This is a genomic window from Clostridium sp. YIM B02500 (genome assembly GCF_022324665.1).
Taxonomy (GTDB): Bacteria; Bacillota; Clostridia; order Clostridiales; family Clostridiaceae; genus Clostridium; species Clostridium beijerinckii.
In genome coordinates this window covers 1-26,550 of sequence record NZ_JAKGTE010000017.1, presented here as the reverse complement: position 1 = coordinate 26,550, position 26,550 = coordinate 1, and the positions used below count along the sequence as shown (strand labels likewise).

The following is a 26,550-nucleotide window of genomic DNA, read 5'->3' as shown; positions in this document are numbered from 1 at the left end:
GAATTAATGAATAAAAATTAACTAAATTAAAGATACGGAGGAAAAAGAATGTTAAATTCTGTTGACAAAAACGCATCAACTAATGCTAATAATGGAAACGTTAAATTAAGTTTAAGAGAAAAAATTTCTTATGGTTTTGGAGATTTTGGTAATGGATTCATGTTTGACTTAGGTCAATCATATCTTACAAAGTTTTTTATAGATACATGTGGAATTAGTGCTGGAGCAGTTGGTGGTATATTTGCATTTACAAAGATATTCGATGCATTCATGGATCCATTAGCAGGATCGTTGATAGATAGCAGAAAAGCAGGTAAATCAGGAAAGTTTAGACCTGTAATGATGATTTCAAGTATAATTCTTGCACTACTTACAATTATTACCTTTACTATGCCTGAGATGCCACTTTCATCTAAAATTATATATGGTTATGCAACATATATGATTTGGGGTCTTGTATACTCATTCACTAATGTTCCTTATGGATCATTAGCATCAGTTATGACAAGAGACGTAGAGGATAGAAGTCAGTTGGCTACATTTAGACAGGCTGGTTCATTAGGAGCACAATTAATAACTGGAGTAGCTTTTGTACCTATTCTTATGATGTTTAGTGATAAAAAAGTTGGTTATCCAGTTGCAGCTGCAGTTATGGCCGTTATAGGGATCATTTCATTCTTTATCTGTTTTGCAAACACAAAAGAACATGTTGTAATTAATAGAGAAGGTAAATCAGAAAAGGCATCTGCTAAAGATTATTTCAAGGTTGTATTTACAAATAGACCATTATTATGTTTAATTCTTATGCAATTATTTACAATATCAGCTATGAATACTAATAATCAAATGATGATTTTCTTCTGCCAATATAACTTAGGAGATATTGCACTTCAACCAAAAGTTAATGGTATAATGATTGGATGTTCTGTAATAGGTATATTCGCTATTCCATTCTTAGTAAAACATTTTGGTAAAAAGAAAACTGCGATTGCAGGACTATTGATTGGAATTGTTGCTAATGGATTAAACTTTATAATACCAACAAATGCTACTACTTTCACAGTTCTTGTTACAATAGGATATGTAGCTTTAGCTATTCCAAATGGAGTTACTTGGGCATTCGTAACGGATGCAATTGACTATGGACATTGGCATACTGGAATAAGAAAAGAAGGTGTAACTTATGCTGCATTTAACTTTTCAAGAAAAATTGCACAATCTATGGCAGCCCTTGTTAGTGCAGCAGTATTAGGTATGACTGGGTATGTTGCAAACGCACAACAAAGTGCAGAAACATTACTAGGAATTAAGGGAGCAATGACATTGTATCCAGCAGTAGCTTTAGCTTTAGCTGCTCTTGTAGTAGGTATATTACATAATCTACCAGATGACAAGTACAGAAAAGTTGCTCAAGACTTACAAGAAGGAAAATGGGAAAAAGGAATTTTAGAATAATAATGTTATAAATAAATCATTATTGTTTAGCTAAGAAGAATAAGGCGCTATCAGCTTTGTATTTTGAGAGTTGATAGTGTTTTATCTTTATATATTGAGTAAATAAAAAAAGATATACTTGTAAAAAACTGTTAACGTTCACAAAAAAGTATTGCATATTCTTTTGTTTGATATTATAATATAAATATAACTTAAATAATTTTTAACTAAAATTGTTCACGTTAACAATTGTTCGACCTCTAATTGTTAACGTGAACGAAAGTTATTTATTAAATTAAAATATTTATAAATATTTTAGATGTGATAATCAAAGAAAAAATGTTTTGATATATAAATAAGCTATAAACTTATTTAATATATAACACAGTTCTTAAAAATACGAAAATAAATAATATAGAATTCTTCAAACCTATAATTTTCATACTATAATTTATTAATCATATTTTAAGTTAACCATTTTAAGAACTGTGTATTTAATTAATAGTGATAGCACAAAATAGATTTGTTAAAAAATAAATGTTTGAAATTATAATATATATTCTGAAAAATTAGTTTGAAAGACTATGAATTTTAAACTAATGGATATTCTAAAGAATAATTTTATTATCTAAAACCTGTATATATATTCATTATGAAGATATTAATTAAGAAAGAATTTGAGGTGTAATATGAGAAGAGAAGAAGTTTTGAAAAATATAAAAGAAGCAGGTGTTGTCGCAGTTGTGAGGGGAGACTCAAAAGAAGAAGCTCTTAAAATTGTAGATGCTGTTTCAAAAGGCGGAATAAAAGTGATGGAACTTACAATGACTGTTCCAAATCCAGTTGAAGTTATTAAAGAAGTTGCTGAAAAATATAAGGATACCGATGTAATTGTTGGGGCGGGAACTGTATTAGACAGTGAAACGGCAAGAGCTTGTATTTTAGCAGGGGCACAATTTATTGTAAGCCCAAGTTTAGATATTGATACTTTAAAGCTTTGTAATAGGTATAAGATTCTGGTTATGCCAGGAGTAATGACCGTTAAGGATGCTATTACAGCTTTTGAGTATGGAGTTGATGTGGTTAAAATATTCCCAGCCAATCTATATGGGCCATCAGTAATTAAATCATTTAAGGGGCCGCTCCCTCAAGGAGACTTTATGCCAACAGGTGGTGTTAGTATAGCTAACTTACATGAGTGGATAGAAGCAGGAGCCTTCGTAGTAGGAACAGGAGGAGATTTAACTAAAGGTGCAAAAACAGGCGATTATGATCTAGTTCAAAGGACTGCTAAAGAATTTATGGATGCATACAGAAAAGCGAAGGAGAGAATCTAAAATGGATGTTTTAACTTTTGGAGAATCAATGGTCGTATTTAGCCCTAATATTAATGGCCCTTTGAGACATGTTCATACTTTTTCCAAGTCACTCGGTGGTGCCGAATCAAATGTCGCTACTGCCCTGGCAAAATTAAATCATAGTGCGGGCTGGTTCTCAAAAGTTTCGGATGATGAATTCGGAAGATTTGTTATAAGTTCTATAAAAGCAGAGGGAGTAGATACATCAAGAGTAATAATTGATAAAGAAAGGCCTACAGGATTGCTTTTTAAGGAACGTTATCAACGAAGCAATCCGAATGTATATTATTATAGAAAGAATTCTGCTGCTAGTAGCTTATCGCCAGAGGATATTGATGAAGAATATATTAAGCAAGCTAAAATTCTTCATATTACAGGTATAACGCCAGCTTTATCGGAAAGTTGTAGAAGAGCAGTATACAGAGCAATAGAAATAGCTAAAGAAAACAAGATATTAGTATCATTCGATCCTAATATCAGGCTTAAATTGTGGACGGTTGATGAAGCTAGAAAGATCTTGGTGGATATTGCTAGTAAGGCAGATATTGTAATGCCTGGATTAGATGAAGCGGAACTTTTATTAGGATTAACTAATAAAGATGATGTGGCAGATTTTTTCTTAAATAAGGAAGCGAAAATAGTCGCAGTAAAATTAGGGTCAGAAGGCTGCTATATAAAAGATAAAAAAGAAGGAGTCAAGGTCGCAGGATATAATGTATCAGATTTAATTCAAGATACAGCTGGGGCAGGCGATGGTTTTGCAGCTGGATTTTTAGCTGGATATTTAGAAAAATTATCACTAAACGAAATTGGACAATATGCTAACGGTGTTGGAGCTATGGCAACATTGGTACAAGGAGATATGGAAGGTTATCCATATTATGATCAACTGATGGAATTCATAGGAAAGAGACAATGCGTTGAAAGATAGAATTTTCTGAAATAGATATTACTATATTTCTAACAATTGAAAATGTTAGCGCTATTAAAAGTATTTTCTTCATATAAAATTTTAATTACATTTAAGGATAAGTAAAGAGGATTATTTTGATAATTAAATTTTAAGTGTATTCTATCTCTAAATTATAAACTTCAAATAATATTTAAAATAAACTTTTACTTATCTTTAACAATGTATATATCAAAGTTGATATTGGTAATTGAAGAGATATGAAATATTAAAATGATAGCATTTGCATTGTTAATTGTCCATTGAAATTAGTTTAAGATATTTTTAATGAAAAAACTTAGGAGGAATAACTAATGAAATTAAATAAGAAAATATATAAAGAATTTAAGACTTACCCTGAAAAAGTGCTACAATTTGGGGAAGGAAATTTCCTAAGAGCATTTGTTGATTGGCAAATTGACAAAATGAATGAAGAAGCAGGTTTCAATGGAAGTGTCGTAGTCGTTCAGCCTCAAGAAGGTGGACTAGTTAATATGCTAAATGAACAAGATGGCTTATTTACACTTTATCTTCAAGGAGTTCAAGGAAAAAGAGCTATAAAAACACATAAAATAATCAATAGTATAAGTAGAGGAATTAATCCATATACAGATTATAATGAATATTTAAAAGTTGCAGAAAATCCAGAATTAAGGTTCATAGTGTCAAATACAACAGAAGCAGGAATCGCTTTTGATGAGAATGATAAGTTAAATGAAGGATGTCAAAAAAGTTTTCCGGGTAAGTTAACCGCATTTTTGTTCCGTAGATTTATGGTGTTTAATGGTGACAATAGTAAAGGTTTTATTATAATTCCATGTGAGCTTATTGATAGAAATGGTGAAAAACTTAAAGAAATAGTATTAAGATATGCAGAAATGTGGAATTTAGGACAAGATTTTGTGAATTGGATAAATGATGCTAATACTTTTTGCTGTAGTTTAGTTGATAGAATAGTTCCAGGATATCCAAGAGATACAATTGATGAAGTTAGAGAAGAACTTGGATATGATGATAATTTAGTAGATGTAGGGGAAATATTCCACCTATGGGTAATTGAAGGGCCTCAGTCTATAAAAGATGAATTACCAATAGAAAAAGCTGGACTTAATGTAAAAGTTGTAGATGATATGACACCATATAGAACAAGAAAAGTTAGAATTTTAAATGGACCTCATACAGCAATGGTTCCAGTAGCATACCTTTATGGTTTAGAAACTGTAGGAGAAGCTGTTGATCATGAGGTTATAGGAAGATACGTCCATGATGTAATATATGATGAAATTATAGAAACTTTAGATTTGCCTCACGAAGAATTAGTGGAATTTGCAGATGCGATTATAGAAAGATTCCAAAATCCATATGTAAAGCACTATCTAATGAGCATAGCATTAAATTCATTATCTAAATACAAAACAAGAGATTTACCAAGTTTGACTGAATATCTAAAGAGAAAGGGTACACTTCCTAAGAAATTAGTATTCTCCCTTGCATCTTTAATAGAATTCTACAAAGGAAAAAGAGGAGACGAAGATATTCAACTAGCTGATGATGAGGATATATTAGAATTATTCAAGGAATTATGGGAAAAATATGATGGAACAAAAGAAGGCCTAAACAAAATTGTAACTTCTATTCTTGCATATGAAAAGAATTGGGGAAGCAATTTGAATGAAATTCCTAATCTAGCTGATGAAGTTTCAAGATATTTAGAAATAATTGAAAAAGTAGGAATGAAGGAAGCTATAAAAGAAGTTATTTAGAAATAAGATTATAAATTATTATTATAGAATATTCATATGGCTGTTAAATTTAAAGTTGTGAACAATAATTTAATGGAAGTAGGTAGAGAGCAATGAAAGAAATTATAAAAATAAATGAAAAAGACAATGTTGTAGTAGCACTTAGAGATTTGTCTAAAAGTGAAATTATAGAAGTTGAAAATAAAAAAATAGAGATAAAAGAAGATATAAAGAGAGGCCACAAAGTAGCTATATCAGACTTTAAGGTTAACGACAATGTAATAAAGTATGGATATCCAATAGGACATGCTATTAAAGATATATCAATAGGAGAATGGATTCACACACATAATATTAAAACAAATTTAGATGGAATTATGGAATATAATTTTAATCAACAGCTAAAACAAGTTTCTATAGAAAATAGAAATCTTACTTTTGATGGATATAAAAGAGCAAATGGTAATGTCGGTATAAGAAATGAACTTTGGATAGTGCCAACTGTTGGGTGCGTTAATGGAATTGGTGAAAGAATAATCGAAAAATTCAAAGAAGATGTAAAACCTGTTGGGATCGATAGTGTTGAAATTTTTAAACATAATTATGGATGTTCTCAATTGGGAGATGATCATGCAAATACAAGAACTATGCTTGGAAATTTAGTAAAGCATCCTAATGCTGGAGGCGTGTTAGTACTTGGACTTGGTTGCGAAAATAATACAATGGCTGAATTTATTGAGTCATTGGGAGAATATGATTCAACTAGAATTAAATTTCTAGTATCACAGGAAGTTTCTAACGAAATAGAAGAGGGTGCAAAGATATTACGTGAGCTTTATGAAAATATGAAAGATGATAAGAGAGAATCAGTATCTCTATCAAATTTAAAAGTTGGATTGAAGTGCGGTGGTTCAGATGGATTCTCAGGAATAACTGCAAATCCTCTTGTAGGTAGTTTTTCAGATTTCTTAGTTGCACAAGGTGGAACAACAATACTTACAGAAGTTCCTGAGATGTTTGGTGCTGAAACAATTCTTATGAATAGATCTAAAGATAATGAAACTTTTGATAAAACTGTACATTTAATAAATGATTTCAAAGAATATTTCATGGCTTATAATCAGCCTATATATGAAAATCCTTCTCCAGGAAATAAAGCTGGTGGAATTACAACATTAGAGGATAAATCTTTAGGCTGTACACAAAAATCAGGAGATTCAACAGTTGTAGGTGTATTAAAATATGGTGAAACTTTAAAAACTAATGGATTAAATCTTTTAAGTGGACCAGGAAATGATTTAGTTGCAGCCTCAGCTTTAGCGGCAGCTGGTTGTCATATGGTTTTATTTACAACAGGTAGAGGAACACCGTTTGGTACATTTGTTCCAACAATGAAGATATCAACAAATACTCCATTATACAATTTAAAGCCACATTGGATGGACTTTAATGCAGGAACTTTAGTTGAAGATAAGACTTTGAGTGAAGTAACAGAAGAATTTATAAAATATGTGGTTGAAGTGGCTAATGGAAAATATGTAAATAATGAAATTAATAAATTTAAAGAGTTAGCTATTTTAAAACAAGGTGTTACTTTATAAAATTCAGCATAAGAAAGTATACTTGAGTAAAAAATATAAACAATTTAGCATATTAAAATTACTTTAATATGCTATTTTTGTTATAAAAATTATAATTTGTATTTTACTGAATATAATGAATTTAATTGAGTAATTTAAGTATAAATCCTTCAAAGATAAATCTATATTTAAAATTCTAGCAAGTTAAATGATTAATTAAGGCTAGGATGCAGAAACTAAATTTCAACATAACATAAATAAGAGTAAATGATTATAGCTTAATTTTTTAATAAATAATAATATAAAGAAAATCTTATTTTGAGCTTTAAGTGGGATTATCACGATTTTGTTTGAAGGAAAGTGAATTGTTGTGATTGAAAATGAATACATTTTGTGATATTATAATTACAAATTTTAAAAATGAAATGTAGCGTTGGGGATAGCTGCGTTTAAATGTACATGATAAATATAGAATTAATATAAAATATTTTATAGTATAAAATTTGAAGGGGTTTTGAAATCATGGAAATTAGCTTTGTAAGAATTGATGACAGATTAATACATGGACAGATTGCAACCATATGGTCAAAAGCAAGTGGGTGTAACAGAATTATGGCGTGTAGTGATGAAGTTGCTAAAGATGATTTGAGAAAACAGTTGTTACTTCAAGTAGCATTAAAAGGAATTAAAGCTTATGTAATACCAATAGAAACCGCTATCAAAGCTTATAAGGATCCTAAATATAAAAATTTTAAAACTTTATTTTTGTTTACTAATCCAGCAGATGTGCTTCGAATGATTGAAGGTGGAGTTGATATTAAATCTGTAAATGTTGGAGGAATGTGCTATAAGGATGGAAAAAAACAAATCACTGGTGCTATATCCGTAAATAATCAAGATATAGAATGTTTCAAGAAACTTTACGAGAAAGGCATTGAACTAGAGATAAGGCAGGTAGCGAAAGATAACAAGATTAATTTAATTGACAGGTTAAAAGAATTGAAATTCTTATAGATAATAACAGTGAAGTGCTATATAACCTTTAATAGATAGGGATATAGCATTTTTTTATTAAAGGTTAAAATTATTAGATAAATATAATAAGAACAAAGTAAAAGTTCAAATGCAATACAATTTTATGGTAATTAATTTGCCTGATTTAGGTATTAATACTATAATTTTTTACAAAGAAGTTATATTTCTATTGAATATGACGAAGAATTAAAGAACTAAATGTAAAAATGTTTTAGAGAGGAGAAATCTATGATAAAGCCTATAAAAAGAGCAGCTGTTTTACATGATTTATGCGGAATAGGAAAAGCGGCTTTAACCAATGTAATTCCTATTCTATCAACTTTGGGGGTGGAGGTTTGTCCAATACCTACTATGATATTAACAAGTCATACTGGAGGTTTTAGACCAAACATAGAAAGATTGGATGGATATATAAGTAAGGCAGTTCAACACTATCTTGAATTGAACATGAATTTTGAAAGTATATTTGTTGGATACTTAGGAAGTACTAATAATATTGAAGAAACTTTACTTTTATTAGAATCTGTAAACAAGAATGAATCATTGGTAGTACTCGATCCTATTTTCGCTGATAATGGTTCATATTATAGTAATTTTAATAAGGAATATTCAGATAGCTTAAAAAGGATAATAAGATACTCGCATATCATTACACCTAACTTTACGGAAGCATGTATTCTATGTGATGAAAAGATCGTAGATGAAGTAAATGAAGAAAAGCTATTAGCGCTTTCTAGAAAATTATATAGTTTTGGATGTGAAAACGTAATAATCACAAGTGCACCTGTCGCAAATAAAAAGAAGATTGGGATAGCTGTATATAATGGAGAAAACGATTCTTTCAAATTAATAATTAGGGATAGGATAGAAAGATCTTATCCAGGAACTGGAGATGTTTTTACATCAGTTTTGATTGGATTAATTATGGATGGTAACTCATTAGAAAAGAGCGTTGAAGAATCATGCAAATTCGTTGAAGATTGTATTAAAGAAAGCAGTTCTTATGATTACCCGGCAAGAGAAGGATTACTTTTAGAACCAATATTGTATAAGTTAAATAACTTGAAACGGTCAACAGAAGAACAAAATATTTAAATATGAATAAAAACAATCAATAAAAATCAATAAGCATGAAAAAAGTGATTTTTTTTGAAATAAAATGGTTGATTTTTATTGAAATATAAGTTATTATTATATCAGAGGAGTGATGATAATGTTTACAGAAGAAAGGTTTAATATCATTCTTCAGGAGTTGAAGGTAAAAGGAATAGTATCTGTTACTGATTTAGTAAAATTACTGGATGCTTCGGAATCTACAGTTAGAAGAGATCTAAATACACTTGATAGTGAGGGGCTTTTGAAGAAAATTCATGGAGGTGCAATTGCAATAGGTGAGAGTACATCCAAGCACGATTATAAAGTTAATGTTAGACAATCTTTGAATGTAGATGAAAAATCTGAAATAGCAAAGCATGCTGCTGCATTAATTGAAGATGGGGATATACTCTACTTGGATGCTGGAACAACAACTGAGATCTTAATAGATTTTATTGAAGCCAACGAAATAATAGTTGTAACTAATGGAATAGTTCATGCAAAAAAGCTTTTGGAAAGAGGTTTTAAGACTTTTATTGTTGGAGGCGAAGTTAAAGCTATAACTGAAGCAATAGTAGGAAGTACTGTTGTAGAAGATTTGAAAAAATATAATTTCTCAAAAGGTTTCTTTGGAGTAAATGGCGTAAGCAACGAGAGCGGTTATACAACTCCAGATATGAATGAAGCAATGGTTAAAGCTCAAGCAATGAAAATGTGCAGAGAATCATATGTATTGGCAGATCAATCTAAATTAGAAAAAGTTAGTTTTATAACTTTCGGAGCAATAGCAGATTCAACATTAATAACAACAAAAATTGATAATAATATTAGTTATGATACTAATGTAATAGAGGTGGTAAAAAATGATTAATACAATAACTCTTAATCCTTCTTTAGATTATATTGTTAAAGTTGATTCATTTAAGGTTGATTCATTAAATAGAACTGAAGAAGAAAATATTTATGCGGGTGGTAAAGGAATTAACGTATCCATAGTTCTTAAAAATCTAGGGGTAGCTAATACAGCTCTTGGATATGTTGCTGGATTTACTGGAGATGAAATTCTAAGACAAATACAAAGCCATGGCGTAAACTGTGATTTTATAAAATTAAAAAGTGGATTTTCTAGAATAAACGTGAAACTTAAAAGTGATGGAGAAACAGAAATTAATGGATCTGGACCAGCAATAACTGATGAAGAGTTAAACCTCTTACATGAAAAACTTTCACATCTAACAAAAGGCGATTATTTAATATTATCAGGGAGTATACCAAATAGTGTGCCAGATAATATATATGAAAGCATTATGAACAGCTTATTGGATAAGGGTGTAGAGTTCATAGTTGATGCAACAAAAGATTTGCTATTAAAGGTATTAAAATATAAACCGTTTTTGATAAAACCAAATCATCATGAACTTGCAGAAATGTTTAATGTAGAATTAAAAGATGATGAAGACATAATTAAATATGGTAGAAAACTTCAAGAAATGGGAGCAAAAAATGTTCTTATTTCAATGGCAGGTGATGGAGCAATTCTACTACCTGAAAATGGAGATCCGATAAAAAGAGCTGTTCCAAAAGGAATACTTAAAAATTCAGTTGGGGCTGGAGATTCAATGGTGGCTGGTTTCTTATGTGGATATTTGAAAAATAAAAATATAGAAGAAGCGTTCAAAATGGGAATTGCTACAGGAAGTGCAAGTGCTTTCTCAGAAGAATTGGCAACTAAAGAACAAGTATATGAATTATTAAAGCAAATTTAATAGTGAATTTATGCTAGTATGAGTTGAATCTTATTATATTTTAAAGTTTTGACAAGAGTAGTTTAACTAGTATTATGATTTTTACAAAAGAATAAAAATATATTTAAATTTTAGGAGGCTAACAATGAGGATTGTAGATTTATTACACAAACAAGGCATAAACTTAAATTTTAATCCAAATACAAAAGAACAATGTATAAATGAATTAGTTGATTTAATGGATAAAACAGGAAATTTAAATAATAAGGAAGAATATAAAAAAGCAATATTAGCCAGGGAAGAATTAAGTACAACTGGGATAGGGGATGGAATAGCGATTCCACATGGAAAAACGAGTGCAGTAAAGAAAGCATCTCTTGCAGCTGCAATTTGTAAAAAGGGTGTTGATTATGATTCATTAGATGGTCAACCAGCACATCTTTTCTTCATGATTGCTGTACCAGATAATAATGATAATTTACACTTAGAAGTATTGGCAAGATTATCTACTATATTAATGGATGAAGCATTTAGAACAAGCTTAATCGACTGTTCTGATAAAGAGGAGTTTTTAAGGTTAATAGATAAGAAGGAAATGGAAAAGTTTCCTGAAGAGGTAAAGGGGGAAATAGAGATGAATAAAAGTGGTTATAGAGTATTAGCAGTAACTGCATGCCCAACAGGAATTGCACATACTTACATGGCAGCTGAAAGTCTTGAAAGTAAGGGGAAAGATATGGGGGTCTCAATAAAAGTTGAGACAAATGGTTCTGGCGGCGCTAAAAACGTTTTAACAAAAGAAGAAATAGCAAATGCAGAATGTATAATTATAGCAGCTGATAAAAATGTAGAAATGGCTAGATTTGATGGTAAGAGAGTAATTAAAACCAAGGTTGCAGATGGAATACACAAGTCAGCACAATTGATTGAGGAAGCTATAAGTGGAAATGCTCCAATATATCATCATGCTGGAGGTGCCGATAGCAGCGAAGATGTTTCAAACGAATCAGTTGGACGCCAAATTTATAAGCATCTTATGAATGGTGTATCACATATGTTACCGTTTGTAATTGGTGGTGGTATATTAATAGCATTAGCATTCTTATTTGATACATTCAATCCGGCTAATCCAAGTGGTTTTGGTTCAGGTACACCTATTGCAGCCGTATTGATGAAGATTGGTGGTACTGCATTTGGATTTATGTTACCAGTTCTTGCTGGATTTATTGCAATGAGTATTGGAGATAGACCAGCTCTTTCAGTAGGTTTTGTTGGTGGTGCTTTAGCTAGTGCCGGTATTACTTTTGCAAGCGCTTTTGATCCAAAGGTTCCAGCAGTTTCTGGTGGTTTCTTAGGGGCATTACTTGCAGGTTTCATTGCTGGATATTTAGTTGTTGGTCTTAAGAAGTTATTTGCAGGTTTACCAAACAGTTTAGAAGGTATAAAACCAGTATTTTTATATCCTTTACTAGGAACATTTTTAATCGGTGTTATAATGTTATTCATAAACCCAATAATGGGATCAATAAATACAGGTATCACTGGTGCACTTAACTCAATGGGTGGTACAAGTAAGATTCTTTTAGGTATTGTTTTAGGTGGTATGATGTCAGTTGATATGGGTGGTCCAGTTAACAAAGCAGCTTATCTTTTTGGTACAGCATCACTTGCTAGTGGAAACTTTGATATAATGGCAGCTGTTATGGCTGGTGGTATGGTTCCACCACTTGCAATTGCAATATGTACTACAGTATTTAGAAATAAATTTACTGAAAAAGATAGGCAAGCAGGTCTTGTAAACTATATAATGGGATTATCATTTATTTCAGAAGGTGCGATTCCTTTTGCAGCAGCAGATCCAATAAGAGTACTACCATCTTGTATAATTGGTTCAGCAGTTGCTGGAGCTCTTTCAATGGCATTTGGATGTGCATTAAGAGCACCTCACGGTGGAATATTTGTTATTGCAATAGTAACTAATCCACTTCAATACTTAGCATCAATAATCATTGGTGCAGTAGTTGGGGCAATAATATTAGGAATAATAAAGAAACCAGTACAAAAATAAGATTTATGGGAAAATAAGAGGGTAAGTTAATATAAGGGTATAGGAAGCAGTGGAAGTTAAAAACAGCCACTGCTTCTTTTATTGACTTCTAAAATAAAATGAAAAATATTTCTATAAAAAAGGATAAAATATAGGATTTTCTTATATATCTTTTTTATGGATTTGTATCATATGTTACGTAAAAATATAAAATAATATGGTATTATAAATTTACAAATAAAACATAATATAAATAAGTATTTGAAGTAAATAAATATAGATCTTTAAATTGTTTTAAGTTTAAAAATAATAAAGGTTTTATTTTCTAGTTAAATACTTTTGCTATAGGAGGAGAAAAAATATGAGTTTATTTTTAGGAAGGATACATTATTGGTTATTTAATAAGATTTTATGGTTTGAAAAATTAGAAGGTGAGATAATAAACCTTGCAAAAGAAGATGGTTTGAATGTAGAAGAGTTACGTAAAGAAATTAATGAAAAGTATGGTGAGCCAACTCCGAATCTTCCACTAGAAGAAATGATAGACACAAGTAATATCCATGGATGGTTACAAGGAAAAATTCATTCAGCAGAGGGAAGAATGGCTGCGTGGACAACAAAACTTGTAAATAATAATAAAGGTGTCACTACAAAATTAGAAGAGATTTATTCTAGCCAAGGGATTAAAGCTGCCAGCGAAGTTAAAGAAAAAGGAATGGAACTTACAAATGCAGGTGAAATTTTTGACAGTATCAATGATTATATTTTAGATGGAATGCCATGTGATAGAGTCAATGAAGTAATTAAAGCAGAAGAAGATATGGTTGAATGGAAGAGAAGAGTATGCGTTCATAGTGATATTTGGAATAAAGAAGAAGGTGACGTCGATTATTTCTACAAGTTAAGAAGTTTATGGGTTAAAGAATTTGTAAATGCAATCAATTCTAATTTTGAGTATGTGGAACAAGGCGATAATATAATGGTGATAAGAAGAAAATAAGATCCTTAGAATTAAGAATTTTTATGGGTTAATAATTTAAGAATAATAGAGTACCCAGCTATATTTTTGGTTATACGATGATTAAATTTATCACTATTATTTGTAATGAAAATATGTAATAGGAGGAAAAGATATGGATGCTATAGATTTAATGATGGAAGAACATAAGTATATAAAAAGAATGTTGGTCGTTGTAAGAAAAGCTTGTTTTAGATTATACAAAGGTGAAAAAATAAGTTATGATGATTTTAATTCTATGATAGGTTTTATTAGAAACTTTGCTGATTCTCATCATCATAAAAAAGAAGAAGTAATGCTTTTTAATAGAATGGTTGAAGAAATAGGCCCAACCGCTGAAAAAATAGTTAAGCATGGTATGCTTGTGGAGCATGATCTTGGAAGACTACACATAAGTGAACTTCAAGCTGCACTTAAAAATCTAAAAAATGGGGATGAAGAAGCTATTTTAGACGTAATTTCTAATGCTATCTCCTATACGCATTTATTAGAGAGACATATTGATAAAGAAGATAAAGTTGTATATACATTTGCCAAAAGAGAATTAAATGCAGGCACATTAACAGGTATAAATAAGGAATGTATTGACTTTGAAGAAGTAAATAATCACATAAAAAAAGATAATATTTTAATATTAGAAGAATTGGAGAAAAAATACAATTCATAAGTAAATGGTGTTATAGTGGGAAGCGACTGTAACACCTTTATTTTTATATATAAGTATACATTTAATGGGTGCATAAAAAATACTGATTTATGTAATTTAGAAATCAGTACAGCCTAATTATTTTCTTGATTTTTTATAAGTATATGGTTTTTGTGATAAGGCTTTAGACAAAAAAATATTTTTCTAATGATAGAATTTGAATAAAAAATTATAGCAAGATAAAGTATAAAAACTTTATCTTGCTATAAAATATCCTCTAAAGTATATTTGCTAAATTCATCAACAAAAGAATTAATAGATGATGATAATATTGCTTTTAATTTACATTTTGAAGTGGAACAAGTATGTTTTGCACTTGAAAAACATTCAGATACAGATATACTTTCCTCTGTAATTATTAATATTTTTCCAAGGTTTATGTCTTTAGGCTCCAACCCAAGTTTTAAGCCACCATTTCTTCCTTTAGTTGATATTACATATTCAGTTTTACCTAGCCTATGAACGATTTTCTTTAAATGATGTTCAGATATTTCAAGGTTAGATGCCAATTCTTCCACAGTGCATATTTTATCTTGATTCTTAGCTAAATATATTAAAATTCTAAAAGCATAATCTGAAAACTTAGATAAGTTCAAATTTTCACATCCCTTCTTTAGTTTCATTATACCTTATAATAAAAAAAAGTAAATTGGTTAAAAATAAAATGTGCATTTGTATTGCACATTAAAAAAACCTGTGCTAATATTAAGGTGTATTTAAAATGCACTTTAAAATTTATACATATAAAGAAATTATATATAAGAATTACATTTATGGAGTTTAGACAGGTGTTCTGTGAAAAACATAGTTAATTAAATATTAGTTAGATAGGAGAATTGTTATGGATAAGAGTTTGTTAAAAGTGTGTGATTTAAGAATTGAAGCAGATGATAAAGAGATTTTAAAAGGATTAAATCTTGAAATAAATAAAGGTGAAGTTCACGTAATAATGGGACCAAATGGAGCTGGTAAATCTACTCTAGCCAATGCTCTTTTAAATAATCCTAAATATAAAAGATTGAGTGGAGATATAGAATTCGAAGGTGAAAACATAAATGAATTAAAGACTGATGAAAGAGCTAAAAAAGGTTTATTTTTATCATTCCAATACCCAGAAGAAATTCCAGGAATTACTGTAGAGAATTTCTTAAAGTATGCTAAGAGAACTACAGATGGAAATGTGCTAAAACATTTTAAGTTTGACTTAGATTTAAAGAACAATATGAAGGAATTAAAAATAGATGAAAGCTATGCAAGCAGATATTTAAATGTAGGATTTTCAGGTGGAGAAAAGAAGAAAAATGAAATACTGCAAATGTTAACTTTAAATCCAAAGTTGGCAATTTTAGATGAATCAGATTCTGGACTCGATGTTGACGCTATAAGAATTGTTTCTAAAGGTATTAAAATGTTCTCAAATGAAAACAATGGAGTTTTAATTATTACTCATAATACAAAAATATTAGAAAATTTAAAACCTGATTATGTTCATGTATTAGTAGATGGAAGAATAGTTAAAACCGGAGATGGAAGTTTAGCTAATGAAATTGAAGAAAAGGGTTATGAATCTTTTAAAGAAAATGTAGCTATATAAAGGTGGTGAAATAAGATGGAAAACAAAAAGAAGACTTATATAGATGAAATGGATAGAGGAATCTATGATGTTAAAAATGAAGACAGCTTTAGTTTTAAATCTGAAAAAGGCTTAACAAAAGATATAATTGAAACTATTTCAGAAGAAAAAAATGAAGCCAAATGGATGAGAGATTTTAGATTAAGATCTTTAGAAATATATAATAAATTGAAATTACCAACATGGGGACCATCCTTGGATGAGTTAGATATGGATAACATTGTAACCTATGTAAGGCCAAAGAGCAGCTTAGTTGGTTCTTGGGATGAAGTGCCTGAGGATATAAAGAAAACTTTTGATTTACTAGGAATTCCAGAAGCTGAAAAGAAATCACTTGCTGGAGTTGGAGCACAGTATGACTCAGAAGTAGTTTACCACAGTATAAAAGAAGATTTAGTAAAACAAGGCGTAATTTATACTGATATGGAAACAGCATTAAGAGAACATGAGGATTTAGTTAAAGAATATTTTATGAAGTGTGTTACACCTAATGATCATAAATTTGTTGCACTTCATGGAGCTGTTTGGTCAGGAGGATCTTTTGTGTATGTTCCTAAAGGGGTTAATGTAGACATACCGCTACAATCTTATTTCAGATTAAATTCACCTGGAGCAGGACAATTTGAACATACACTAATTATTGTAGATGAAGGAGCAAAGCTTCATTTTATTGAAGGTTGCTCAGCTCCAAAGTATAGCGTTACAAATTTACATGCAGGCTGTGTTGAGCTCTATGTAAAAGAAGGCGCAACACTAAGATATAGTACAATAGAAAACTGGTCAAAGAACATGCTTAACTTAAACACTAAGAGAGCAATTGTTGAAAAGAATGGAACAATAGAATGGGTATCAGGTTCTTTTGGTTCACAAATATCGATGCTATATCCTATGAGTATATTAAAGGGCGAAGGAGCAAGAGCAGAATTTACAGGTGTATCTTTTGCAGGTAAGGGGCAAAACTTAGATACTGGAGCAAAGGTTATACATGCCGCACCAAACACTTCTTCTACTATAAACTCAAAATCAATTTCAAGAAACGGTGGAAAAGCTACTTATAGAGGAGTGTTAAAGGTAAATTCAAACGCCTATAATTCAAAATCTATGGTATCCTGTGAATCTCTAATGTTAGATAATAAATCAAAATCAGACACTATTCCAGTAATTGATTTATTAAATGATGATGTTGAAATTGGTCATGAAGCAAAAATAGGTAAGATAAGTGATGATTCTATTTTCTACCTTATGACTAGAGGAATAAGTGAAGATGAAGCTAAATCTATGATAGTAAGAGGGTTTGTGGAACCTATATCAAAAGAATTACCATTAGAATATGCAGTAGAAATGAACAATTTAATCAACATAGAATTAGAAGGAAGCATAGGGTAGGTGAGAGAAATGAAGGCTATACAATTTAATAATTTAAATAAAACTCCAATAAGAACTAAAAGCTGGGTTAATATTAATGATATAAGCCTTGGAAAATTAAATATTGGAGAAATTAAAAAGTTCGATAACGTAGAAATCAAGGGCTTAGAAGGCGTTGATATTCAAAAGTTAGAAAATGATAAAATATTAACTTTATATAGAGAGTTTCAATATGGAGTCAGTGAAGATTTAATAAACCAAGGTAAAGAAGGTTTCAACCAAGGTTATGTAATAACAATAGGTAGAAATATAAAAACTGAAGAACCAATAATTATAGAATTTAATATGGATAAAGATAACAGCTCTTTAGTAGATAATTTAATAATTGTTGGAGAAGAAAATTCTAAAGCTTCTATTATAGTAAAGTATAAATCTTTGGACGATTCAATTGGTTATCATAATGGAATTTGTACTATATATTCAAAGAAGAATAGTGAAATTAAACTGACTAAAGTGAATTTTTTAAATGAAAATACCGTTCATTTCGATTCTAATGTTTCAGATATTGAAGAAGATGGAAAGGTTGATTTTATATCAGTAGACCTTGGAGGACAATATAGTATTTACAATTATCATGGAGATTTAATAGGTGATAAATCAGCTGCCAATATAAATTCTATTTATTTAGGAAATAAAGATAAACTTATAGACATTAATTACATTATTACTCACAAAGGTCAAAGAAGTAATTCTAATATAAATGTTAAAGGAGCACTTCAAGGAAAAGCTAGAAAGTCTTTCAAAGGAACTTTGGATTTTAAAACTGGTGCATCTAAAAGTGTTGGTGCAGAAGATGAATATTGTATGCTCCTTTCAAAAGAGGCTAGAGCTAAAGCAATGCCAGTGCTATTATGTGCAGAAGATGATGTTTCAGGAGAACATGCAGCATCTTCAGGAAGAATTGATGAAAACAAGTTATTTTATTTGATGTCCAGAGGATTAAGTTATGATGAAGCTAAGATTGTTATTGTTAGAGCTGCATTTAATCCAATAATAGATTCAATTGGTGATAATGACGTTATAGAAGAAATATTACAAGAAGTAGACAGGGGACTTAAAAATGAATAATATAGATTTTTTGAAAGATTTCCCTGTTTTGAGGGCAAACGAAAATGGAGAAAGATTAGTTTATTTAGATAGCGGTGCTACAACTCAAAAGCCTGTTCAAGTTTTAGAGGCTATTGAAAACTACTATAAAGTAAGTAATGCAAATCCTCATAGAGGTGCTTATAAGTTAAGTATTGATGCAACTCAAGCCTATGATGATTCAAGAGAAAAGATTAGAAATTTTATTGATGCAGAATTTTCAAAAGAAGTTATTTTTACTAAAAATGCAACAGAAGGATTTAATCTTATAGCATCCTCTTATGGAATGAACAACATTAATGAAGGCGATGAAATTGTTATTTCAATTGCAGAGCATCATTCAAACCTTATTCCATGGCAGATTGTAGCTAGAGCCAAAAAAGCAACATTAAAATATATGTACGTAAATGAAAACGGAGAAATTCCAGAAGAAGAAATTAAAGAGAAGATTACTGAAAGAACTAAACTAGTGAGCATAACACAGGTATCAAATGCACTTGGTACTATAAATCCAGTAAAAGAGATTATAGAGTATGCTCATTCAAAAGGTGCTAAAGTAATTGTAGATGGATCACAAAGTGTACCACATATGAAGGTAAGTGTAAGAGACTTAGATGCAGATTTTTTAGTATTTTCAGGACACAAACTTTTAGGCCCAATGGGAATTGGCGTAGTTTACGGCAAGAAGGAGCTTTTGGAAAGCATGCCACCATATATAGTTGGTGGAGATATGATTGAATATGTTTATGAGCAGGAAGCAACCTTTGCAGAATTGCCATCTAAGTTTGAAGGTGGTACTCAAAACGTTGAGGGTGCTGTAGGGCTTGCAGCAGCTATTGATTATCTAGAAAATATAGGAATAGATAAAATAGATGAAATGGAAAGAGAACTTACAAGTTATGCACTTGAAAAATTCCAAGAACTGCCTTATGTAAAGCTATATGGGCCTAAGGATTTAAGCAATAGAGGTGGAATTATTTCTTTTGACATAGAGGGCGTTCATCCTCATGATGTTGCTTCAGTTTTTGATTCTCATGGTGTTGCAATAAGATCAGGCAATCATTGTGCTCAGCCATTAATGAGATATATGGGTATAAATGCAACCTGCAGAGCTAGTTTCTACTTTTATAATACAAAAGAAGATGTAGATAAGTTAATAGAAGCAACAAAGAAAACATATGAAATGTTTTTAAAATGGAGGTAATTTAGATGGATTTAAATGCTATTTATACAGAACTTATTATGGAGCACAGCACTTCTAAGCATAATAAGAGAAACTTAGATAACCCAGATATTAAGGAAAAGGGTCATAATCCTAGCTGTGGAGATGAAATTACTTTAGAACTTAAATTAAACAATGGTGTTATTGAAGATTTAGCTTTCACTGGGCAAGGATGTGCAATATCTCAAGCATCTACATCAATTATGATAGATTTGATAAAGGGTAAAAATATCGAAGAAGCATTAAAGCTTACAGAAACTTTTATTGGAATGATTAAAAGAGAAATTAAAGATGATGAAGAATTATATGCGTTAGAAGATGCTATGGCCTTTAAAAATATTTCAAACATGCCAGCAAGAGTTAAATGTGCAGTTTTAGCATGGCATACTTTGAAGGAAGCTTTGGAAAAATAATTATTATTAGATAGTATAGAAACTAGACCTTATTTAAAATCAAACGAAATGTAAAATGTTATTTTCAGTCAAGTAAAAACTTTAAATTCGTATATAAATATATAAAAAGCTAGTGCCTATTTTTTTATTAATATGAAAGTTGTGGTATGTGAAAAATATAAATTTGAACATTTTAAAAGTTATAATACTCTCATGTATTTCCGTTGGAAACATACGAATAAGTGAGAATATTATAACTTTTGTTTATTTAATCTAAAATCATATTATCATTTGAAGAACATGGAATTACTTCATTGAAAAATACATACTATCAAAATTTTTTAGTAATACTATAAATGAAGATAGAATTAATAATTAACAATATAGAAACAAAGAGAAAATGAGGTAAATACAATGAGAAAAATGAAAACTATGGATGGTAACACAGCTGCTGCATATATGTCATATGGATTTTCGGAAGCAGCAGTGATTTTTCCGATAACTCCATCATCACCAATGGCAGAACATGTGGATGAATGGGTTGCACAAGGGAAAAAAAATATTTTTGGGCAACCGTTAAAAGTTGTTGAAATGCAGTCAGAAGCAGGAGCAGCTGGTGCACTGCATGGTTCGCTTCAAGCAGGTGCATTAACAACAACATATACAGCATCCCAAGGATTACTATTAATGATTCCTAATATGTACAAAATAGCAGGAGAATTGCTGCCATGTGTCATACATGTAGCTGCTAGAGCAATTGCAACATCAGCACTGAGTATATTTGGAGATCATCAAGATGTTATGGCAGCAAGGCAAACCGGGTTTGCAATGCTTGCAGAAGGATCTGTTCAAGAAGTAATGGATTTAAGTGGAGTGGCGCATTTAGCTACTATAAAATCACGAATACCTTTTATGAATTTTTTTGATGGATTCAGAACATCTCATGAAATTCAAAAAATAGAGGTAATTGAACCAGATGAACTTGTTAAGGTACTAGATTATAAGGCGCTTGATGAATTTAGAAAAAGAGCTTTAAATCCAAATCATCCTGTTATAAGAGGAACTGCTCAGAATCAAGATATTTACTTTCAAATGCGCGAAGCTGTAAATAAATATTATGATGATGTTCCGGAAATTGTTGAACAATATATGACTGAGATTACTAGGCTTACAGGTAGATCATATCATTGTTTTGATTATTATGGAGCACATGATGCTGATAGAATTATAATTTCTATGGGGGCAGTAAATGATGTTATAGAAGAAACTGTAGATTTTCTAAATAATAATAAACAAAGAGTAGGGCTTGTAAAAGTGAGGTTATATAGGCCGTTTTCAGTGGATAAACTATTGAAGGCTATTCCAAAGACTGTAAGAAAAATTGCAGTTTTAGATAGAACGAAAGAACCAGGGTCAGTTGGAGAGCCACTTTATCTAGATGTATCAAGAGCATTTTTCGGAATGGATAATGCTCCGATTGTTGTTGGTGGAAGATTTGGACTTGGATCAAAAGATCCAACACCAGCTCATATTGCTGCGGTCTATGATAACCTATTTTTAGATGTACCAAAAAATAACTTTACAATTGGAATAATTGATGATGTTACAAATACATCTTTAAGAACATTTGAACATATAGATGCCACTCCTGATGGAATTACATCATGCAAATTCTGGGGTTTAGGATCAGATGGTACAGTTGGTGCGAATAAAAGTGCAATTAAGATTATCGGAGATAATACAGATATGTATGCTCAAGGATACTTTGATTACGATTCTAGAAAATCAGGAGGACTTACAGTTTCGCATTTAAGATTTGGTGATAAGCCAATTAAATCTAGATATCCAATTGATAGACCGGATTTTGTTGCGTGTCATAATCAATCTTATGTGTATAAATATCATGTAATTAGAGGGTTAAAAAAGAATGGTAAATTTATATTAAATGCAATTTGGACGCCCGAAGAATTGGATGAGAGATTACCAGCATCTATAAAAAGGTATATTGCTCAAAATCATATAGAATTTTATATAATAAATGCAGTTAGAATCGCTCAAGATGTTGGCCTTGGAGGAAGAATAAACATGATAATGCAAGCTGCATTCTTTAAAATAGCAAACATAATTCCAGTTGAAGATGCTATTAAATTTTTAAAAGAAGCAGTTGTTAGATCATATGGTAATAAAGGCGAAAAAATTGTTAATATGAATCACGCAGCAATAGATGCAGGGTTAGAAGGAATAACTAAAATTAAGGTTCCTTATAGTTGGAATACTGATTTAGACGATAAACTTGAGCTTGATGAGAATTTTCCAGAATTCATTAAAGAAATTACTAGGCCAATGAATAGGTTAGAGGGCGATTCAATGCCAGTGTCCCATTTCGTAAAAGCAGGAATACAAGATGGTACTTTTATGTCTGGAACAACGTCTTATGAAAAGAGAGGAATAGCTGTAAATGTGCCTGAGTGGATACCAGAAAACTGCATTCAATGTACACAATGTTCATATATATGTCCACACGCTACAATTAGAGCATTCTTGCTAAATGAAGATGAAAAAGAAAAGGCTCCCGAAGGCCTAAAAGTATTAGATGCAAAAGGAATAAAAGTTAATGAAAAGGTATATTTCTCAATTGGTGTTACTCCGCTTGATTGTACTGGATGTGGTAATTGCGCACAAGTATGTCCAGCACCAGGTAAAGCATTAGTAATGAAATCACAAGATAGTCAACACGAGCAAATTGAAGCTTGGAATTATTATATGGAAAGAGTTAAACCTAAAAATCCGCTAAATAAATACACTCTTAAAGGAAGCCAATTTGAAAGACCATTACTTGAGTTTAATGGAGCATGTGCAGGTTGCGGTGAAACTCCATATGCAAGGCTTGTGACACAATTATTTGGTGATAGAATGATGATTGCAAATGCCACAGGGTGCTCATCAATTTGGGCAGCAGGGTCATATGAAATGGCATATACAATTAATGAACATGGTCATGGGCCAGCATGGGCAAATTCATTGTTTGAAGATAATGCTGAGTTCGGATATGGAATGTATTTAGGTGTTAAAACAATAAGAGAAAGAATAGCGAATAATGTTGCTATCGCCCTTGAAAGTAATATGTCAGAGGAAACTGAAACTGTTCTTAAAGAATGGTTAGATAATAAGGATATTGGGGATGGAACAAGAGAAAGGGCAGAAAGGTTAGTTGAAGTTCTTGAAAAAGAAAATAGTGAAATTGCTAAAGAGATATTAAAGGATAAAGAATATTTCGTAAAAAGGTCACAGTGGATATTTGGAGGAGATGGTTGGGCTTATGATATAGGCTATGGAGGTCTAGATCAAGTGATAGCAATGAATGAAAATGTAAATATATTAGTATTCGATACAGAAATTTACTCAAATACTGGTGGTCAGTCATCAAAATCAACTCCAACAGCAGCAATTGCAAAATTTGCTGCATCTGGGAAGAGGACGAAGAAGAAAGATTTAGGAAGAATGGCAATGACATATGGATATGTTTATGTAGCCCAAGTTTGTATGGGAGCAGATAAGAATCAAACTATTAAAGCTATAACAGAAGCAGAAGCATATGATGGTCCTTCATTGATAATAGCATATTCTACATGCATTAATCATGGAATAAAAGTAGGAATGTCAAATACTCAAGAGGAAGAAAAGAAAGCAGTTGATTGTGGATATTGGCATCTTTATAGATATAATCCAGCATTAAAGGGAGAAAAGAATCCATTTATATTAGATTCTAAAGATCCAAAAGAAGATTTTAAAGACTTCTTAATGGGTGAAGTAAGATATGCATCCCTTGCTAAAGCATTTCCAGAGGAGTCAGAAAAATTATTCGAGAAAACAGAATCTGAAGCGAAGGAAAGGTTAGAAATTTATAAAACATTAGCAAATCAACAATAATTTTATAAAAAGTAATAAATACAAAAGGTTGTAATTTAAATTTAATAGAAAATAACATACTAACTTCTTAATCAGAAGTTGATATGTTATTTTTTTTATAAATATTCTTTACGAATAATTTATTATATATGTAAATATTATTAAATATAAATAGTATAAAGGAGTTAAGTGTGTATAAATTAAAAGAACTGAATATTGTACACATTAAAATATTATATATAGAAGTCGTTCATAAGGATTCCGAAGAGATACATGGAGGAGTTTAAATGAAAAAAAATATATTGATGGAAAGAATTTTTCATGATATTAATTATGATAATTATGTTGTACAGTATCAAGGAGATATTGAAGCTGAGATTTCTAAAATACCAGATTACTATGTTACAGTAATCAATGATAGATATGCCGTTGTATCTGTTAAAAAAGATGTTGAAATCAATATGGGAAATGAACCATATATTTCATCAATTGTATATGTTATTCCTGCAGAATTTTATACTTTACAAGATATTTCACCAGTAGATGCGTCTCAAGCTAGCTTTTTACAAACCGGATCTCAATTGAATTTAACAGGAAAAGGTGTAAATGTAGCAATTATCGATTCGGGTATTGATTATCTTAGCGAAGAGTTTATGGATGCTAATGGGGAAACAAGAATTGAAAATATTTGGGATCAAACATTGATAAGTAATGCCGAAAACGGTTCGGAATCTGTACCGTTTGGGGTATTATTTGATAGAAATAAAATAAATGATGCTATAAGAGCAAGTAGGGAGGGAGGATCTCCAGATGATATAGTTCCAAGCAGAGATGAAATTGGACATGGGACGAATATGGCTGGAATAATTGGAGCTAGTGGAAAGAATCCGAATTTAAGGGGTGTTGCACCAGACTGTAATTTTGTAGTAGTAAAACTTATAAGAGATTTTTCGTATGAGGTCCAGTTTCCAGACGTAATAGTTCCTGTGTTTAATATAACTGCTATTTTTGCAGCATTGCAATATGTGTATGAATATGCTTTAACGACCAACAAACCAATGGTTATATATTTTCCTCTTGGAAGTAGTTTAGGAAATCATAAGGGAGAAGGGATACTGGAAGACTTTATAGATGCAATATCAAGCAATGGAGGAATAGCGGTAGTTACTGGTACTGGAAATCAGAGGGATGCTGGCGGCCACACATCTGGTTCAGTAACTCAGATTGTTGGAGTGCAATCACCTGGTGCTGGGGTTGCGGAGTTAGAAGCGTCACCTGAACAAAAAAATATATGGGTGCAAATATGGGCTGATTTGCCTAACATAATGACGGTTGAAATAGTTTCACCATCAGGGGAAAGTTCTGGGATATTGAGTTTAATAATTAATTACACCATAAATCATACTTTTATTTTTGAGAAGACCTCAATTAGAGTTAATTTTTATTTTCCAGAAGAAGTAACTGGAGATGAGTTGATAAGGATAAGATTTTATAATTTGCAGCCTGGTATATGGAGAATCAGAATACAGGCGAATTATATTTCTAATGGAAGATTTAATGCTTGGATACCACAAAAGGGGCTAACAGTTGGAGATACGAGATTTAGTTTTTCAGATCCATTTGGAACTATAACAAATCCAGGAAACTCAATATACGCTATAACTGTAGCGGCATATAATCAAAATAATAACAATATTGTTGATTTTTCTGGTATGGCCTTTTTAGAATCCTACACTGATAGAATAGATGTTGCAGCAGGTGGAATAAATGCACTAACGGTTGCCCCGAATAACACAACGGCAGTAGTAAGCGGAACTAGTGTATCAGCGGCTGTTGTATCTGGAGTTTGTGCTATGCTATTTCAATGGGGGATTGTAAATGGAAATGAACCTAATATGTATGCACAAACTATTAAAGCATATCTTGCAAAAGGAGCAATGGCGAGAAGTGGAGATATTACTCCAAATCCATATTGGGGTTATGGCATATTGAATGTACCAAGGATTTTTGAAAATATGACATAGAGAAAGAGTAATTAAAGCAATATTTTAATTATCTTTTTAGAGACTTATTCTTAATTGAGTAAGTCTTTTATTTTATTATAGGTTGTTGAATAAACAGAATTTGTAAAAAATAAATAAGTCATCCCTTTGTGATATAATAATTTCGCGAAA

20 protein-coding genes are annotated in these 26,550 nt (G+C 30.9%); 19 read left to right on the top strand and 1 reads right to left on the bottom strand.

The genetic code is table 11. The annotated features are described in order from the left end of the window. Positions 1–48 precede the first annotated feature (48 nt). The 12 genes from L1S46_RS14860 (at position 49) to L1S46_RS14805 (ending at position 14,670) form a co-directional block, all read left to right on the top strand. Positions 49–1,455 carry a glycoside-pentoside-hexuronide (GPH):cation symporter gene (locus L1S46_RS14860; protein ID WP_238900347.1) on the top strand — a complete coding sequence of 469 codons (1,407 nt, stop codon included), beginning with the start codon at positions 49–51 and terminating at the stop codon, positions 1,453–1,455. Positions 1,456–2,123: 668 nt separating this feature from the next. After that, positions 2,124–2,771, top strand: a complete 648-nt coding sequence (locus L1S46_RS14855; protein WP_011969159.1) for a bifunctional 4-hydroxy-2-oxoglutarate aldolase/2-dehydro-3-deoxy-phosphogluconate aldolase — start codon at positions 2,124–2,126, stop codon at positions 2,769–2,771. A gap of 1 nt (position 2,772) precedes the next feature. Beyond that, positions 2,773–3,723 (top strand): sugar kinase, encoded by a 951-nt coding sequence (locus L1S46_RS14850; RefSeq protein ID WP_238900346.1) that lies wholly within the window; start codon positions 2,773–2,775, stop codon positions 3,721–3,723. 332 nt (positions 3,724–4,055) lie between these two features. Continuing rightward, positions 4,056–5,504, top strand: coding sequence for a tagaturonate reductase (locus L1S46_RS14845; RefSeq protein WP_238900345.1), 1,449 nt, complete (start codon positions 4,056–4,058; stop codon positions 5,502–5,504). 92 nt (positions 5,505–5,596) lie between these two features. After that, positions 5,597–7,084: an altronate dehydratase family protein gene (locus L1S46_RS14840; RefSeq protein WP_238900344.1), complete on the top strand. Its 1,488-nt coding sequence runs from the start codon at positions 5,597–5,599 to the stop codon at positions 7,082–7,084. Between the two features lie 501 nt (positions 7,085–7,585). After that, positions 7,586–8,077 (top strand): mannose/fructose/sorbose PTS transporter subunit IIB, encoded by a 492-nt coding sequence (locus L1S46_RS14835; protein WP_011969163.1) that lies wholly within the window; start codon positions 7,586–7,588, stop codon positions 8,075–8,077. 249 nt (positions 8,078–8,326) lie between these two features. After that, complete coding sequence (locus L1S46_RS14830) at positions 8,327–9,193, top strand: pyridoxamine kinase (protein WP_238900343.1); 867 nt, start codon at positions 8,327–8,329, stop codon at positions 9,191–9,193. Between the two features lie 118 nt (positions 9,194–9,311). Next, the gene (locus tag L1S46_RS14825; protein ID WP_017209656.1) at positions 9,312–10,064 is read left to right on the top strand and encodes a DeoR/GlpR family DNA-binding transcription regulator; all 753 of its coding nucleotides are present in this window, start codon (positions 9,312–9,314) and stop codon (positions 10,062–10,064) included. Then, positions 10,057–10,959 carry a 1-phosphofructokinase gene (gene pfkB / locus L1S46_RS14820; RefSeq protein WP_017209655.1) on the top strand — a complete coding sequence of 301 codons (903 nt, stop codon included), beginning with the start codon at positions 10,057–10,059 and terminating at the stop codon, positions 10,957–10,959. The genes L1S46_RS14825 and pfkB overlap by 8 nt, the downstream gene beginning before the upstream one ends. Positions 10,960–11,083: 124 nt before the next feature. Next, the gene (locus L1S46_RS14815; protein ID WP_077829514.1) at positions 11,084–13,006 is read left to right on the top strand and encodes a fructose-specific PTS transporter subunit EIIC; all 1,923 of its coding nucleotides are present in this window, start codon (positions 11,084–11,086) and stop codon (positions 13,004–13,006) included. Between the two features lie 340 nt (positions 13,007–13,346). Next, the gene (locus L1S46_RS14810) at positions 13,347–13,985 is read left to right on the top strand and encodes a hypothetical protein (protein WP_238900342.1); all 639 of its coding nucleotides are present in this window, start codon (positions 13,347–13,349) and stop codon (positions 13,983–13,985) included. A gap of 133 nt (positions 13,986–14,118) precedes the next feature. Further along, a complete protein-coding gene (locus L1S46_RS14805) occupies positions 14,119–14,670 on the top strand; it encodes a hemerythrin domain-containing protein (protein ID WP_238900341.1) in 552 nt (183 codons plus the stop codon). 242 nt (positions 14,671–14,912) lie between these two features. Here L1S46_RS14805 and L1S46_RS14800 read toward each other — a convergent pair whose 3' ends face one another. Continuing rightward, positions 14,913–15,305, bottom strand: a complete 393-nt coding sequence (locus tag L1S46_RS14800) for an Rrf2 family transcriptional regulator (RefSeq protein WP_065416573.1) — start codon at positions 15,303–15,305, stop codon at positions 14,913–14,915. A 245-nt stretch (positions 15,306–15,550) separates the two neighbouring features. Between L1S46_RS14800 and sufC the strand changes: the two genes are divergently transcribed. The 7 genes from sufC (at position 15,551) to L1S46_RS14765 (ending at position 26,400) form a co-directional block, all read left to right on the top strand. Continuing rightward, positions 15,551–16,303, top strand: coding sequence for a Fe-S cluster assembly ATPase SufC (sufC, locus tag L1S46_RS14795; RefSeq protein WP_011969171.1), 753 nt, complete (start codon positions 15,551–15,553; stop codon positions 16,301–16,303). A gap of 15 nt (positions 16,304–16,318) precedes the next feature. Continuing rightward, positions 16,319–17,728, top strand: coding sequence for a Fe-S cluster assembly protein SufB (sufB, locus tag L1S46_RS14790; protein ID WP_065416574.1), 1,410 nt, complete (start codon positions 16,319–16,321; stop codon positions 17,726–17,728). A gap of 9 nt (positions 17,729–17,737) precedes the next feature. Then, on the top strand, positions 17,738–18,835 hold the full coding sequence (sufD, locus tag L1S46_RS14785; RefSeq protein ID WP_238900340.1) for a Fe-S cluster assembly protein SufD: 1,098 nt from the start codon (positions 17,738–17,740) through the stop codon (positions 18,833–18,835). Beyond that, positions 18,828–20,057 (top strand): cysteine desulfurase, encoded by a 1,230-nt coding sequence (locus L1S46_RS14780; RefSeq protein WP_238900339.1) that lies wholly within the window; start codon positions 18,828–18,830, stop codon positions 20,055–20,057. Before sufD ends, L1S46_RS14780 begins: the two co-directional genes overlap by 8 nt. Positions 20,058–20,062: 5 nt before the next feature. Then, a complete protein-coding gene (sufU, locus tag L1S46_RS14775; RefSeq protein ID WP_011969175.1) occupies positions 20,063–20,488 on the top strand; it encodes a Fe-S cluster assembly sulfur transfer protein SufU in 426 nt (141 codons plus the stop codon). Between the two features lie 393 nt (positions 20,489–20,881). Next, entirely contained in the window at positions 20,882–24,397 is a 3,516-nt protein-coding gene (gene nifJ, locus L1S46_RS14770) for a pyruvate:ferredoxin (flavodoxin) oxidoreductase (protein WP_238900338.1), read from the top strand. 266 nt (positions 24,398–24,663) lie between these two features. After that, positions 24,664–26,400 carry a S8 family peptidase gene (locus L1S46_RS14765; protein WP_017209645.1) on the top strand — a complete coding sequence of 579 codons (1,737 nt, stop codon included), beginning with the start codon at positions 24,664–24,666 and terminating at the stop codon, positions 26,398–26,400. Positions 26,401–26,550 lie beyond the last annotated feature (150 nt).

Excerpts from the sequence above, each read along its gene's own strand:
- L1S46_RS14860 (WP_238900347.1), top strand. The coding sequence starts at position 49 with ATGTTAAATTCTGTTGACAAAAACGCATCAACTAATGCTAATAATGGA.
- L1S46_RS14855 (WP_011969159.1), top strand. The coding sequence starts at position 2,124 with ATGAGAAGAGAAGAAGTTTTGAAAAATATAAAAGAAGCAGGTGTTGTC.
- L1S46_RS14850 (WP_238900346.1), top strand. The coding sequence starts at position 2,773 with ATGGATGTTTTAACTTTTGGAGAATCAATGGTCGTATTTAGCCCTAAT.
- L1S46_RS14845 (WP_238900345.1), top strand. The coding sequence starts at position 4,056 with ATGAAATTAAATAAGAAAATATATAAAGAATTTAAGACTTACCCTGAA.
- L1S46_RS14840 (WP_238900344.1), top strand. The coding sequence starts at position 5,597 with ATGAAAGAAATTATAAAAATAAATGAAAAAGACAATGTTGTAGTAGCA.
- L1S46_RS14835 (WP_011969163.1), top strand. The coding sequence starts at position 7,586 with ATGGAAATTAGCTTTGTAAGAATTGATGACAGATTAATACATGGACAG.
- L1S46_RS14830 (WP_238900343.1), top strand. The coding sequence starts at position 8,327 with ATGATAAAGCCTATAAAAAGAGCAGCTGTTTTACATGATTTATGCGGA.
- L1S46_RS14825 (WP_017209656.1), top strand. The coding sequence starts at position 9,312 with ATGTTTACAGAAGAAAGGTTTAATATCATTCTTCAGGAGTTGAAGGTA.
- pfkB (WP_017209655.1), top strand. The coding sequence starts at position 10,057 with ATGATTAATACAATAACTCTTAATCCTTCTTTAGATTATATTGTTAAA.
- L1S46_RS14815 (WP_077829514.1), top strand. The coding sequence starts at position 11,084 with ATGAGGATTGTAGATTTATTACACAAACAAGGCATAAACTTAAATTTT.
- L1S46_RS14810 (WP_238900342.1), top strand. The coding sequence starts at position 13,347 with ATGAGTTTATTTTTAGGAAGGATACATTATTGGTTATTTAATAAGATT.
- L1S46_RS14805 (WP_238900341.1), top strand. The coding sequence starts at position 14,119 with ATGGATGCTATAGATTTAATGATGGAAGAACATAAGTATATAAAAAGA.
- sufC (WP_011969171.1), top strand. The coding sequence starts at position 15,551 with ATGGATAAGAGTTTGTTAAAAGTGTGTGATTTAAGAATTGAAGCAGAT.
- sufB (WP_065416574.1), top strand. The coding sequence starts at position 16,319 with ATGGAAAACAAAAAGAAGACTTATATAGATGAAATGGATAGAGGAATC.
- sufD (WP_238900340.1), top strand. The coding sequence starts at position 17,738 with ATGAAGGCTATACAATTTAATAATTTAAATAAAACTCCAATAAGAACT.
- L1S46_RS14780 (WP_238900339.1), top strand. The coding sequence starts at position 18,828 with ATGAATAATATAGATTTTTTGAAAGATTTCCCTGTTTTGAGGGCAAAC.
- sufU (WP_011969175.1), top strand. The coding sequence starts at position 20,063 with ATGGATTTAAATGCTATTTATACAGAACTTATTATGGAGCACAGCACT.
- nifJ (WP_238900338.1), top strand. The coding sequence starts at position 20,882 with ATGAGAAAAATGAAAACTATGGATGGTAACACAGCTGCTGCATATATG.
- L1S46_RS14765 (WP_017209645.1), top strand. The coding sequence starts at position 24,664 with ATGAAAAAAAATATATTGATGGAAAGAATTTTTCATGATATTAATTAT.